Origin of the sequence: Polyangium mundeleinium (genome assembly GCF_028369105.1) — a bacterium.
GTDB classification, from domain to species: Bacteria; Myxococcota_A; Polyangia; order Polyangiales; family Polyangiaceae; genus Polyangium; species Polyangium mundeleinium.
On record NZ_JAQNDO010000001.1, the window covers coordinates 13,203,981 to 13,216,499 of the forward strand.

At 68.6% G+C, this 12,519-nt stretch carries 11 protein-coding genes; 4 read left to right on the forward strand and 7 right to left on the reverse strand.

Annotation, left to right across the window (positions count from 1 at the left end; genetic code table 11):
• Window positions 1-47: 47 nt before the first annotated feature.
• A complete protein-coding gene (abc-f, locus tag POL67_RS52325; protein WP_271930645.1) occupies window positions 48-1,979 on the reverse strand; it encodes a ribosomal protection-like ABC-F family protein in 1,932 nt (643 codons plus the stop codon).
• 42 nt (window positions 1,980-2,021) lie between these two features.
• On the opposite strand from abc-f, the gene POL67_RS52330 reads away from it, so the two are divergent.
• On the forward strand, window positions 2,022-2,630 hold the full coding sequence (locus tag POL67_RS52330) for a hypothetical protein (protein WP_271930647.1): 609 nt from the start codon (window positions 2,022-2,024) through the stop codon (window positions 2,628-2,630).
• 15 nt (window positions 2,631-2,645) lie between these two features.
• Here the strand turns inward: POL67_RS52330 and POL67_RS52335 are convergent, their stop codons facing one another.
• The 4 genes from POL67_RS52335 to POL67_RS52350 all read right to left on the reverse strand — a co-directional run bounded on the left by POL67_RS52335 (window position 2,646) and on the right by POL67_RS52350 (window position 5,555).
• Window positions 2,646-3,233, reverse strand: coding sequence for a hypothetical protein (locus tag POL67_RS52335; protein ID WP_271930649.1), 588 nt, complete (start codon window positions 3,231-3,233; stop codon window positions 2,646-2,648).
• Window positions 3,230-3,877, reverse strand: coding sequence for a hypothetical protein (locus tag POL67_RS52340; protein WP_271930650.1), 648 nt, complete (start codon window positions 3,875-3,877; stop codon window positions 3,230-3,232). The genes POL67_RS52335 and POL67_RS52340 overlap by 4 nt, the downstream gene beginning before the upstream one ends.
• A gap of 483 nt (window positions 3,878-4,360) precedes the next feature.
• Window positions 4,361-4,927, reverse strand: coding sequence for a hypothetical protein (locus POL67_RS52345; protein ID WP_271930652.1), 567 nt, complete (start codon window positions 4,925-4,927; stop codon window positions 4,361-4,363).
• A gap of 178 nt (window positions 4,928-5,105) precedes the next feature.
• Entirely contained in the window at window positions 5,106-5,555 is a 450-nt protein-coding gene (locus tag POL67_RS52350) for a hypothetical protein (protein ID WP_271930656.1), read from the reverse strand.
• Window positions 5,556-6,030: 475 nt separating this feature from the next.
• Here POL67_RS52350 and POL67_RS52355 point away from each other — a divergent pair, with 475 nt between their 5' ends.
• From POL67_RS52355 to POL67_RS52365, 3 genes are read left to right on the forward strand one after another with little or no spacing between them, the layout of a single operon-like run.
• Window positions 6,031-8,145: a hypothetical protein gene (locus POL67_RS52355; RefSeq protein ID WP_271930659.1), complete on the forward strand. Its 2,115-nt coding sequence runs from the start codon at window positions 6,031-6,033 to the stop codon at window positions 8,143-8,145.
• Window positions 8,146-8,150: 5 nt separating this feature from the next.
• Window positions 8,151-9,995: a HEAT repeat domain-containing protein gene (locus POL67_RS52360; RefSeq protein ID WP_271930662.1), complete on the forward strand. Its 1,845-nt coding sequence runs from the start codon at window positions 8,151-8,153 to the stop codon at window positions 9,993-9,995.
• Window positions 9,992-11,104, forward strand: a complete 1,113-nt coding sequence (locus POL67_RS52365; protein ID WP_271930664.1) for a hypothetical protein — start codon at window positions 9,992-9,994, stop codon at window positions 11,102-11,104. The genes POL67_RS52360 and POL67_RS52365 overlap by 4 nt, the downstream gene beginning before the upstream one ends.
• A gap of 337 nt (window positions 11,105-11,441) precedes the next feature.
• Here POL67_RS52365 and POL67_RS52370 read toward each other — a convergent pair whose 3' ends face one another.
• Window positions 11,442-11,657, reverse strand: a complete 216-nt coding sequence (locus POL67_RS52370; RefSeq protein WP_271930667.1) for a hypothetical protein — start codon at window positions 11,655-11,657, stop codon at window positions 11,442-11,444.
• A complete protein-coding gene (locus tag POL67_RS52375; protein WP_271930669.1) occupies window positions 11,651-12,073 on the reverse strand; it encodes a hypothetical protein in 423 nt (140 codons plus the stop codon). The genes POL67_RS52370 and POL67_RS52375 overlap by 7 nt, the downstream gene beginning before the upstream one ends.
• Between the last annotated feature and the right edge of the window lie 446 nt (window positions 12,074-12,519).

The window sequence follows — 12,519 nt, forward strand, 5'->3', positions numbered from 1 at the left end:
CCAGCTACCACGCGACCGCGGCGTTTGGCAACCCATCGCGTAGCGGCTTACGCGCCCTCGGCGAGCTCCTTCTCGATGGCCTCCCATTCCCCCATCAAGGCCTCGATCTTCGCATCGAGCTCTTTTTGTAGCCGATCCAGCGCGGCCACATCCTGCTTGCTCGTCCGTTCGAAAAACCCCGGTTCGCAGTAACGCGACTCCAGTTCGCGTTTCTGCGCTTCGGCCGCCTCGATCGCCGCCACCACCTTGTCCCGCCGCCCCGGCAGCTCCTTCAATCGATTGCGCTTCTTCTTTTGCTCCTCCCACGCCGAGCCCGACACCTGCGCGGCCGGCTCCTGCGCCTTCGCTGCGGTCTTCGCGGCCTTGTCCTTCTGGACCACGGCCTCCGCGTCGAGATGATCGTCGCCGCACCGCGCGAGGTATTCCTCGTACGTCCCCTGGAAATCGTTCCGGCCGCCGGGCAGCACCTCCAGGATGCGCGTCGCGATCTTCGAGACGAACCAGCGATCGTGCGACACCAGGATCAGCGTCCCCTCGTAGGCCACGAGCGCCTCGGCGAGCGCCTCGATCGCCTCCACGTCGAGGTGGTTCGTCGGCTCGTCGAGGAGCAGCACGTTCGGCTCCTCCACGAGGATCCGGCAAAACAAAAGCCGCGCTGCTTCTCCGCCGGACAGGAGCCCCACCTTCTTGTTCACGTCGTCGCCCGAGAACAGCATCCGCCCGAGCCGCCCCCGCACCGCGCTCTCTGGCTCCGTCGGGCACGCCGCTTTCATGATCCCGATCGGCGTCGCCTCCGCGTCGTCCAGGATCTCCCTGTGATCCTGGGCGAAATATCCCACCCGCGCCTCGTGCCCCCAGCGCACCGCGCCTGCGTCCTTTTCGAGCTGGTCCGCGAGGATCTTGAGCAGCGTCGACTTGCCGATCCCGTTCGGCCCGATCACCGCCACCCGCTCGCCCCGCCGCACGGCCAGCGACACCGCGGTCAGCACCCTCTTTTCCCCGTACGACTTCGAGACCCCCGCGACTTCGAGCACGTCTCGCCCGCTCGGGCGCGCGATCGACAGCTTGAACACTGGCGTCCGCCGCGAGCTCTCCTCCAGCTCCGGCACATCGATCTTCTCGATCTGCTTCAGCCGGCTCTGCGCTTGCTTCGCCTTCGTCGCCTTGTACCGGAACCGGTCCACGTACGACTGCTTGTGCGCGATCACCTCCTCGATCCGCTCGACCTCCGCTTGCTGCCGCTCCCGCTCGGCGCGTTTTTCCTTCACGAACGCCGTGTAATTGCCGTGGTAGAGCGTCACCGTGCCGTAATCGATGTCGAGGATGTGCGTCGCCACGTTGTCGAGGAAGCGCTGGTCGTGGGAGATCACGAGCACCGAGCCCTCGTGCGCTTGAAGGAATTTTTCGAGCCAGCGGATCGTCAGGATGTCGAGGTGGTTCGTCGGCTCGTCGAGCAAGAGCACGTCTGGCCCGCCCACGAGCACCTGCGCGAGCAGCACCCGCAGCTTGAAGCCGCCGGAGAGCGTCGCGAGCGGCCGCTCGTGCGCCTCCATCGGGATCCCGAGCCCCACGAGGATCGACGTCGCCCGCGCCTTCAGCGTGTAGCCGTCGTAGGCCCGGATCACGTCGGCGAACTCCGCGAGCCGCTGCGCGTCGCCGGCGCCCTCCTCCACGATCCGCTTCTCCTCTTCGAGCGCGTCCCACACGATCCGGTCGCCCATCATCGCGAGGTCGAGGATCCGCGCCTCGTCCTCCAGGAACCGGTCCTGCCGCAGCACGCCCATGCGGGCGTCGTGGGGGATGTTGAAGCTCCCTTCGGTCGGCGCCTCGTCGCCGGCCAGGATCTCGAGCAGCGTCGTCTTGCCGGACCCGTTTGCGCCGACGAGCCCGTAGCGGCTCTGGCGGTTGAGCTTCAGCGACACCTCCTCGAAGAGGGTCCGGTCGCCGTACGATTTGCCGAGGTTCGACGTGACGATCATCGCGGGGACGGTGGTATATCCTCCCGCAACTGAGGAGGCCACGTGCGCTTTCGAGAGCTCATCCAAGATTCCAGCGCCACCATCGACGCCATCGCCAGCTACCTCGACGGGCTCTCCGCCGAAGACAGGCTCAACGAGACCCGCACCCTCTCGCGTGACGAGCAACGCAAGCTCTACCAGAGGGCCGAGAAGGCGCCCCCCATCACGCTCGAGCACTTCGTCCCGGCGGACATGGCCAAGCTCGCGCCGGTCCACCACGACGGCCGCAACACGCTCCCCTTGCCGTCGAGCCTCAAGCTCTTCCAGAAGCGGTTTTGCCGACCCGAGGACGGCTCCGAGCGCCTCTTCGGGTACAACCAGTCGCCCTTCCTCGGCACCGTGGGCCCGGGCTTCTTCGTGGCTGTCCCGACGAAAGGCCGCCCGGAGTGGGAGGCCCGCGGCCAGATCGTGATCGATTACTTCCAGGTCCCCGACGGCCCCGTCGCGGCGGGCTGGCCCAAGGTCATCCCGAACTCCAAGGGCCTCCAGACCTTCGTCTACAACGGCACACGCGACTACATGCGCAAGGTCTCGACACACGTCTCGATCGGCGCGGCCTACAAGGGCGAAAAAGCCCTCGACCACTATTTCATCCTCTGCCGCGACCGCTGATCCCTCCCGGGATCGTCACCCCACCTCGTCCGGGACGGGCAATGCGGAAAGCTCCGCCCCGGACCCCGCCTCCAGCCCCACGAACGCCTCCCCGAGCCAATCGAGGAACGCCGCGTCCCATGTCGGCTGATCCGGGAACGTCGCCGCGATCTGCGCCGACAGCTCTGCATCCCACCGCTCGTACACCGCTCGCAACGCGCCGTGCGCCTGCCTCGCAAGCACCGCGCTCCGCTCGCCTTTTCGTTCACCCCCCTCGATGAACGTGTCCTCGCACAGAAAGTAATTGCAGGTCGCGGGCCGCATCGTCGGGGCGATTGTGCATCCGCCCGCCCCGTGGAACACGCATTTGCGCTCCATCGGCTCGGTGGGGGCCTCGCGCCGCTTCACCCGCCGCAGCTCGAGCCCGCTCTCCCGGGGGAGGAGGTCCTTTCTGGCGATTCGCGCGAGCAAAAAATCACGTCCGCCGTGGGCGACGACGCGCCCCACGTCCGACCAATCCATATGGGGCGGTGCCTTGCAGCAACCTGCCGGCCCCTGCGGGCATTTCGCGCAGAGCGTCGAGCAGAGCTGGGTATGGGCGCCTTGGATGTCGAGCCGGATCATCGCGCGGCGAGGCGGGACGCGAGCACCGAGCGGACCGAGCGGCCCACGGCATCCGCGTCTTTCTTGAGCTCCTCGGGCATCCAGAAATGGAGCACGCGCCCGACCGCCTCCGTGCTCGAACGGAGAAACGCCATTCCGCCCGTCTCCGCCCGCTCGGCGCTTTGCGGGAAACACACCTTGCACAGGCACGGCAAGGGCCCGGCGGGATCGTGTTTCGTCACGTTCACGGCCGGCGCCACGCCCGCGCTCCAGGCGGCGCCGAGCAGCAGCGCGGCCGAGGGCGCGTCGAGCACGCGCGGCGTCTGAAGCGACATTCCGAGCATACCGGGCGCCGCGGTGATGCCTTTTCCGTTCGCGAACCGGATGCGAGGCACGAGTGACGTCAGATCGCTGATCGGCACGCGGTTGCGCCCGCTGCGCCAGCCTTTGCCGGTGTTCTGCGGGTTTTCCAGCACGGCGACGAGCCAGAGCGTGTCTGCCGGCGGCCGCACGGTCACCATGAACAGCCGCCCGCCGCCGGCGAGCGGGGCGAGGCCCTTGCTCTGGCTGTGGTAGGTATCGATGGGCCACACCTTGCCCGGCTTGCGCCCGGCCGCTTCCTTCTCGAACACGGCCTTGCTGACGATGGCGAGCACGTCCGGCATGCGCGCGACTCTACCAGAACCGCCCCGGGAGGTCAGGGCCCATCCCGCACCCGCCTGTCCGCGGCGGGAAACGCCTTCGCGGAGCCCGCGCGCCCGATTTTTCGGTGGGAAACGTGTTCGCGAAGGCCGCGGACGCGTCCGTCGCATGACGGAGAGGTTCGCGGCGCCTGCGAAGGCGTCCGTCAGGTGACGGGCGGATTCGCGGCGCCTGCGAAGGCGTCCGTCGCTGAAGAAACGGGCCGGAGACGTCCGCGAAGGCGTTTCCCATGGAAACGTCGGGCGCGCGGGCTCCGCGAAGGCGTTTCCCGGTGTCCTCACGTCGACGGCGCGCCGCCCCTGCGCATGGCCATGAACTTGTCCCGTAGCTCGTGGAGTTCCTCGCGCTTGCGCTCGAGCTCCGCGCGGGTGTGCCCCGGGGGTTGCAACGGTTTCTTGGGCGCTTGGAGCGGACTCTTCGAGCCCCCCTCTCGCAGACGGGTGAATTCAGGGGCGGCCCCCTTTGCCCTCGTCCTTTTCCCATTCATCGAGGGATGCCGGTCCTGAGTCCCTGGTGATGTTCACGAGTTCGATGATGGAATGGGCGAGCGTATCGCCCATCGGCAACGCCACGCGAAAACGTTTCGCCACGGCTTCGGCGAGGTGTCGCCATTCTGGGGCGACCATCTGGCCAAGCTCCTCGGACAGCTCTGCCAACTGACGCAGGAGACCCCGCGCCAAAGGTAGATATCTCGGGTCACGATGACCGAGCGCCTCCTCCAATACGCCCAAAGCCTCGCGCGGCCGCCCGAGCGCATCCAGCGCCTGCGCGAGGTAGGATGCCTGCAACCATCGGGAATCCACGGCTTCGAATCCAAGCGCCGCCCAGGCGCGACAAGCCTGTTCCGCCTCGGTGAACCGCTCTGCGTCGACCAAAATCGCACAGCGATGCATGGCGATGCTCCTCGCGAGCCATTGGTCATCGTCGAGATGACGGTTCGCTTCAAAGATCGCATTCAGACAAGCGAGCGCATCATCATGTCGCCCCTGTGACTCCAAGGTTACGATTTCCATGAGACGATCTTCGAGCGCGTCCCGAGCCGTCAGCCTCCTCAGGCAGACTGAACAAGCCACCTCATCAATCCCCGCGTGAACGTATGGCGCGGTCGCCTCTTTTTCGCGACAGTAGAAACAGACCTTTGGCAGTGAATGCGTCATGAGTCGCTTTCCGTGAACCATGGTCGTCATGATCTTACGGTCGAGGACACTTGTCTTCGGGCCAATATCCTTCGTTTTTGCAATGTCGAAAGCATGCCCCGCAATCCTTTTCGGGGCCGAAGTCCGGATTTGGGTGGTTCTTGTTTCCCAGACATTCGTGCAGCAACGGCATGCACATTCTCTCCCGCTTCGCCCCCTTCGCAAACGCCTCCGCCGCCCCCGCCGCGACCGTCGCCGTGACCGTGACGCCGACGGCGATCGCGAAGGCTTCGATGATGACCTCGGTGAAGACGATCGTGACGACCACGATGGTCACGACCTCCCCGATCGGCCCCCGCTCCGGCATCACCTGCCCGTTCGCCGACGCGGACCTACGCAACATGCCCCGCGCGAGGACATCCTCGGGCAGCGTCATGCCTCGCAGGGCGATCCGCATGCAACCCCCGACGTCCGCATTGGGCTGGCCCGTCGTCTCGACCTCCACGACACGACCTTCCTGGTCGACCTTATCGAGGCGTCGAGCGTGTAGTACCCGGGCTCGAGGGTGCCGCTGAGCTCATCCACACATGCCCTGAGGCGCTCTGCGGTGGCTTCAGGCACGCGCGGCCGGTCATCGGGCGCCGGAGGGCGGTAGATCCTCGCCGACGAGCAGCCAAGCGGCAGGAGCGTGAGCGTCAGGCAACCGAGAAGGCCGAGGGCGAGGAGGGGCCGCCGACGCGGACGTCTCATGTCCTGGAGGGCACCACGGCCATGGAACTCCGGTCAAGCCGGGGAGATCAGCCCGTCCTCTGACCATGCGGAGGGTGACTTCCGGCGCCTCGACGAGCGCGGATAAGGTCCGTCGCGCCGATTAAGGCCGAGTAAGGCGACGACACGCGCAAGCCATCCTAGCTTTGGGGTGTGTCGACGGCGGGCGCGTCGCTCGCCTAGCACCGCACCCCTGGCCACCGCGAGGTCCCATGCACTTTCGTCCTTCTTACCTCCTTGCCTTTTCCTTCCTTGCCGCCGGCTGCCAGGACGCAGCCGCCGTTTGTGAGGAAGGGAGCGTCGAACGCAATGGTACGTGCGTCGCAGCCCCCGCCGCCGCCGTCCAGCGGGTGCGGCTGACGCACCTCGATGTCGCCTACGATCTGTCGAAGCCGGTATACGTCAACAACCGGGTCCCCATCACCTTCGGTATCACCGCGAACAGCGACGACCCCGCGAATTCGGCCCCCCAGGACGTCGCCGTCACCTTTTCGTTCGTCGAGGCCCATCCCACCGACCCGGAAAATCCCCTCGCGTGCAGCTCGAGCGCCATCAACGTCGAGGTGACCGGCGACGGGACCGAGCGGATCGTCGAGGCCTACATCTGGCCCACCACGCAGTGCGCCGAGCTCGCCGCGAAAAACGCCGAGGTGAACCTCCAGGTCGATTTCAATGGCGGCGCGGAGCTCGCAGCCGAGATCGGGTCGAACCTCGACGCCCCGAGCGTCGTCTTCTCGGACGCGCGCCGCGGCGACGCGCCGAACCAGCTCTGTCACGCTTCGCTCGACGCGGCGGACCCCAAGCCCGGCTGTGTGTATCCGATCCGCCTCCAGCCGACCCCCACCGGCGCCGAAGGGACGCTCATCGACGTCCGCTACGCGCTCAGCTCGAGCTCCTCGGTGGCCGTCCTGTCGAGGCAACCCACCGAGGACATCGGCCCGGACGGCCCCCCCGACGTCGACCCCGCGATCATCGTCCAGTCGCGCTTCGTCATCAACGGTCGGGACCCGTACATCTCCGCCGTCGATCCTTCGCAGATCCCGCCATCGCTCATCGAGGCCGTCCCCTCCATCGAGGAGGACCTGAAATTCGGGCTCGACGATGCGGCGCTGGCCGCCCTCAGCGCGCCGCCCGGCAAGGCGACCGTGTCCTACACCATTGAATCGGCGGCCGACGGCATGACGCAACTGCCCCTCACCATCCGGGATCCCGCGAATCCGAAGAGCAGGGTCCCCGAGGTCGTCGTCGATCGGATCGTGCCGGGCACGGCCAACGACGCGGTGCACGAGCTCTACCTCGAAGGGGCCGCCCTCGAAGCGGTGTCGCCCGGAGGCGTTTGGGCGAACCAGAGCGATTTCGTCATTCGCGGCTGCTTCACCGGGGCATTCGCCCAGGGGGGCAACGAAGGCGACGGCAACCTCGACGATTGCCGCGAGCTCGAGGTCGTGCTCGTGCGCGAGGCGTCGTCCTCTTCGGCCGCCTCGTCTCGGAGCTTCGACAAGGAGTTCGAGCGCAAGCTCGGCAATGATCGCATCGCGATCGAGAGCAGGATGTCGACCCAGAACCGCCTCGACCTGAGCGGCGCGTTCAGCCGGACCGAGGGGGAGGTCGCGCTGAAGGGCAAGCTCGGCAAGAGCTTCGACCTGACGATGGCGCGCGCCTTCGCCGACGCGAACCTCGCCGTCGACCCCACGAAGACCTCGTACGAGGTGGGCGTCGACGCCTTCGGAGAGCGCATCTTCGGCGTGTCGGAGCAAGCGGCGAGCATCGTCCAGACCGAGGACTTCAGCGCCGCGAAGTCGTTCACGATCGGCAGCCTCGGCTTCGGCTTCGGCCCCGTGACCGTCGGCTTCAAGATCGGCGTCGGCGGCTCCATCGGCGTCGCGCTCGAAGACACCCTGGAGGTGCTCTCGGACTCCGCCGCTTGTCAGGAGCTCTTGAAGTCGGCCGAGCCGATCACCGCGTGCGGCCGGATGACGCGCATCACCTCGCCGAACTTCGGGCTGACGGGCACCGTGGAGGGCGGCGTCGACCTGAAGATCGTGAAAGCGGCGGTGGTCGCCGATCTGCGCTTCATCACCACGAGCTTCCCGCTCGACACGACGCTCGGCTTCGGGCTCACCGGCGAGGAGAAGCTGCTCGTCCGCGGCGATGTGACCTGGGATATGTCGTTCACGCCGCTCGAAGGCGACGTCTCCATCGTCGGAAAGGTCGGCATCCGTCGCTTCGCCAAGAGCCTGAAGGTGCACCTCTTCAGCTTCTCCTCCCCCAGCTTCGAGACGCGGCTCCTGAGCGCATCGATGGGCACGCCCGAGGAGCTCCAGTGAGCGCCATGGCGAAGATCGAACGCAAAAAGACGGCGGCCGTCGCGGCGACGCTCGCCGCCGTTTCGATCCTCGGGATCACGTTCGGCCTGCGGCGAGAGGCGGCTTCGGGCGCGCCTGCCAAAGAGACGGAGGCCGCGCGCGCGGCCTCGGTCGCCCCGCAGTGTCGGCTTTCGCCCGGCGAGACGGCGGCGTTCACGCTCGCGTCCACGGTCCGCGACGTGCGCGGCGACGAAGAGGACCACTTCCGCGCGACGCTGAGCGTGGAGGCCGTCGAGCAGCTCTCGGCGACGCGTTATCGGCTCCGCGCCGCCCTCGGCGACGTCTCTCACTCCCAGGAGCTGACGCTGCCGGAGGAGCGCGTGAAGGGATCCCTCACGGATACCTTCTTCGTCGACATGGACGCCTCGTGTCGTTTCGTCGGCTTCGGCTTCGCGCGTGACTGGGACGCTCGCCGCCGGCAGTTCGTGCAAGCGTTGCTGCTGACCCACGAGTTCGAGCTGCCCGTGACGCTCGGAACGCGGCGCTGGAGCGCGTCTCAGTCGGATGGGATGGGCCCCTTCGAGGCGAACTACGAGGACGTGTCCGAGGCGACGGGCGCGGCGCTGCGCATGAAGCGGCGCAAGGCCACGTACGATGGGAAAGCGCACGCCGACGCCCTGGGCCTGTCGGTCGTGGTGGTCGCCTCGGAGGCCACCGCGAGCTTCGACCTCGACCATCCGCAGTGGCTCGCGTCGACATCCGGCCTCGAACACGTCCAGATCCTCGTGCATGGCCAGGTGCAGGCGGACCTGCTCCAGCGCTTCCGCATGAGGCGCGACGACGCGCGCTTCGTCGCGGTGCGCGCCCTCGCGCCGGGCGACGCCGACTTCCGCGACGCCTTCGCCCTGGAGGTCGCACGCGGCCCGCACGTCGATGACCGGATGGCGAAGCTGTCCTACGAGGAGGCGCTCCAGGCGTTCCTCGCGCACTTCCGCGGGCCCGGGGACCCGAGCTACGCGGCCGCGCGTGAGCTCGCGGCATGGCTCGCGGCGCACCCCGAGGGAGCGCAACGCCTGGTCGCCGCGCTGCGGGCGGGCGACATCCACGACGCGGCCCGGCCCGCGCTGTTCCTCGGGCTCGAACTCTCGGGCACCGAGGCCGCGCGGGGAGCCCTCTCGGACGTGCTCGTGGACAGGCGCCTGCGCGCCGTCGACCGCGCCCGGGCCGCGTCCGCTCTGTCCGGCCTCGGCGCGCCCACGCGGGATACGGCCGAGCTGCTCCTCGCGCAGGCGCAGGACGACCGCGACGACATGGTCGCGAATGTCAGCTTGCTCGGCCTCGGCGGCATGGCCCGGCGGAGCGGCGACGACGACGAGCTCAAGTCGTACCTCCACGCCTCGCTCGACCAGGAGCTCTCGGCCGCCGCGGACGAGGGCAAGGCGCGGCTCGTCCTCGACGCCATGGGCAACAGCGGCGATCCGGCCTTCGCCGACGAGCTCGACGCGCAGCTCGGCGCGGAGAGCGCATCGACGCGGCAGCACGCGGCCGAAGCGCTGGGACGCCTGGATCCCGTCGAGGCCGGGCCGCGCCTCCTGGATCGTCTCCGCGAGGAGACGGATCCCGCCGTCCGCACTACCATCGTGCGGGCCTTGCGCGGGTCGCCCACGGCCGACGCGGTCGTGCTGATGGCGGACAAGCTCGCGGCGAGCACGTCGATCCCGGAGCGTGCCGCGATCATCACGTGGCTCGGCGCCGCCTCACGTACACGACCCGAGGCACGCGGCCACCTCGTGGCGCAGTTCCACCGGGAGACGAGCGCTCGGCTGATGCAGCTCATCGGCACCTTCGTGCCCGCGGCGGCGCTGCGATGAGCCCATGCGCAGCGTTCGCCGGTGTCGCGCTGGCGGCGCTGCTCGCCGGTTGCTCCTCGCACGCGCCGGAAGCTCCCGACGCCGTCGTGTCGGCCTGGGTCGAGGCCTTCACGACGGCGTTCCAGAGCGACGGCGAGACCGAGGACGTCGTGATCCCCGCGCAGGCGCCCTGCGCGGGGATCGCGCTGCGGGCCACCACGGCCCCCGACGTGTGCTTCCAGCTCAGCTCGGCCGTCGACGGCGAAGGGCGCGTGGGGGTCGACGGGCTCCGCGCGGGTGCATTCTGCCGCGATTGCGAGCTGCGGGCGTCGGTCGCCGCCACCGCCGGCGTCTTCCTCCTTCCGGCCGAGGCGGGACGTTTCGAGCCGGAGACCGGCCTCTCGCTCCGCTTCGCGCGGGTCGACTGCGTGACCCTGACCCCGCTCGCGGCGCCGGACGACCGCCCGACGCTGCGGGTCGCGGCGCAGCGCATCGAGGCGATACCGGATCAGGCGACGATCGACCTGCGCTTCCTCGTCACGAAGAGCTCGATCCTGTCCGGCGACGAGGACCGCCAGGAGGCGCTGATCGCACACCTCGGGCAGGAGCTCGCCTCGGGCGGCCTCCTCCCGCGGCTCGTCGAGGTCCACGCGCTCGACGTGCTGCCCGCGGACGTCCGCTTTCACGCCGGGGACCCCGCGGCCCTGTCGGCGTTGATCGCAGACGCCCCGCCGAGGGCGGAGACGACCGTTGATGTCGTCTTCGGCGGGTGCCTCCTCTACGACGACCCGATCTTCGGCCCGCCCAGCGCCGTCCACGGATACACGCCGAGGATTCCGGGCGGCGCCGGCCCCGCCGACGCCGTCTTCATGCCCGGCCTCGATTGTTTTGCGGGCGGGTCGGGCCCCCTCGACGTCCCCGTCCGCGCGCAGGCGCATTTCCTCGCGCACGAGCTCGGCCACTACCTCGGCCTCTATCACGCGGTCGAAGAGGACGGCCTCACCGACCTGCTCGACGACACCGGCCCGGACAACGTCATGCATTCCCATCCAGCGCAGGCCACGGCGGTCGGATTCAGCCCATCGCAAGGCCGCTCGATGCGGATGCACCCCACCGCGCGCCCGCGCTGACGGGACCCGGGGCGCTGCCCCGGACCCCGCCCGGGGGCTGTCCGCCCCCGGGACCCCGGACCAGGCATGGCCTGGACCGAGGGTGGAAAACCTGCGCGATGCGCAGGTTTTCCAGCGGGCCCGTTGGCAAGACCCAAGACCAGGGACGGCGTCGCCGGGGAACCGTCAGCGCCGACCGTGTGGGTGGGCAATGCCGTTGCCAGCTTCACCACGGGCCTGCTTGATGAATCGCGCATCGCGCGATTCATCAACCCTGGGTCCAGCCCCTGGCTGGTCCGGGGTGCAGGGGGCGGACAGCCCCCTGCTGGGGCCTGGGGCGAAGCCCCTCCGCCGGGCATTACGGCGTCGAGTCGACTGCGGCATCCTCTTTCGCGCTCCCGCGGAGCAGATGAATGCGCCTGTATTGCTTCGAGGTCGCTCCGAGCGCGTCCCGCACGACGCGTTTGTAGGCGAGCAACTTCTCGTACGCGAGGCCGCACGCCTCTTGCCGGAACGCGCGGGCTTTGGCGAGCGCCATTTCGGCCGCGACCGCCTCATCGTGCTCCTTCACCATCTCCTGCGTGAGCGCCCCGAAGGGCCCCGCGAGGAGCTCGTCTGCCCACACATTCCCTGCATATTGGCGAGCATGTCGAAGAGGCGCATGGCGGCGTTGACCTTGTCGGTGTCCGTATTCTGGGCCTTCAGCGTATCCGGCAACACGGTGTGGGGGGCGAAGGCGAGGAGCACGGATCTGGCGACCTTGTAATGACCGTCGAGGGCATCGAGCGCCATGCCGCGCTCGTCTCGCTTCCCGGCGCGCACGGACTCGGCCGCGAGCAGGTCGACGTGGGCCTTGCGAAATGCCTTCGCGGGCGATTGGAGGACGTTCTCGTACACGGTCACCACGCTGGGGTGCATCGCCGGTTCGGCGGCGATCTCGGCGGCGCGGGTGAGAAGGCGGTACAAGACCTCGTATTCGATGTGTTTCATGGGGATCCTCCGGGATGGGGACTTGGTTCTTTTCACGGCCGGCGCGGAGCGCGACGAGGAGACGCGCCTCCTCGTTCGCTCGCGCGAGCAGCGCCATCATCGGCGCGTGCGTCTTTCGACGAGGACGTCGCCTGGAACTTCTCTTCCCGCGGGATGGAAACGTGCCCGCCTCGTTCGCCGTCGATCCCCCGCGTTTTTCTTGCCGCCCGTGATTCGCCTGACCGTACCGACCGGGCTTGGGGGTCGATGGACCGGGCTTGGGGGTCGATGGACCGGGCTTGGGGGTCGACCGACCGGCTGCCTGCCGCATTGCCCGACGGGCTGTTCGCGTGGCTTCGTTCGGAGACCAGTGCACGAACGTCTCCCCGCCGGGGCGAGCGCTCCGGAGCAAGGCCATCACGGAACTCGCCTACATCCCCGTCCTCTGCCTCGCGACGGGCGGGGAG

What these genes read in the sequence shown, in the direction of transcription:
- abc-f (WP_271930645.1), bottom strand. Translation starts at nt 1,979, where the DNA reads ATGATCGTCACGTCGAACCTCGGCAAATCGTACGGCGACCGGACCCTC.
- POL67_RS52335 (WP_271930649.1), bottom strand. Translation starts at nt 3,233, where the DNA reads ATGATCCGGCTCGACATCCAAGGCGCCCATACCCAGCTCTGCTCGACG.
- POL67_RS52340 (WP_271930650.1), bottom strand. Translation starts at nt 3,877, where the DNA reads ATGCCGGACGTGCTCGCCATCGTCAGCAAGGCCGTGTTCGAGAAGGAA.
- POL67_RS52345 (WP_271930652.1), bottom strand. Translation starts at nt 4,927, where the DNA reads ATGGAAATCGTAACCTTGGAGTCACAGGGGCGACATGATGATGCGCTC.
- POL67_RS52355 (WP_271930659.1), top strand. Translation starts at nt 6,031, where the DNA reads ATGCACTTTCGTCCTTCTTACCTCCTTGCCTTTTCCTTCCTTGCCGCC.
- POL67_RS52360 (WP_271930662.1), top strand. Translation starts at nt 8,151, where the DNA reads ATGGCGAAGATCGAACGCAAAAAGACGGCGGCCGTCGCGGCGACGCTC.
- POL67_RS52365 (WP_271930664.1), top strand. Translation starts at nt 9,992, where the DNA reads ATGAGCCCATGCGCAGCGTTCGCCGGTGTCGCGCTGGCGGCGCTGCTC.
- POL67_RS52370 (WP_271930667.1), bottom strand. Translation starts at nt 11,657, where the DNA reads ATGGTGAAGGAGCACGATGAGGCGGTCGCGGCCGAAATGGCGCTCGCC.
- POL67_RS52375 (WP_271930669.1), bottom strand. Translation starts at nt 12,073, where the DNA reads ATGAAACACATCGAATACGAGGTCTTGTACCGCCTTCTCACCCGCGCC.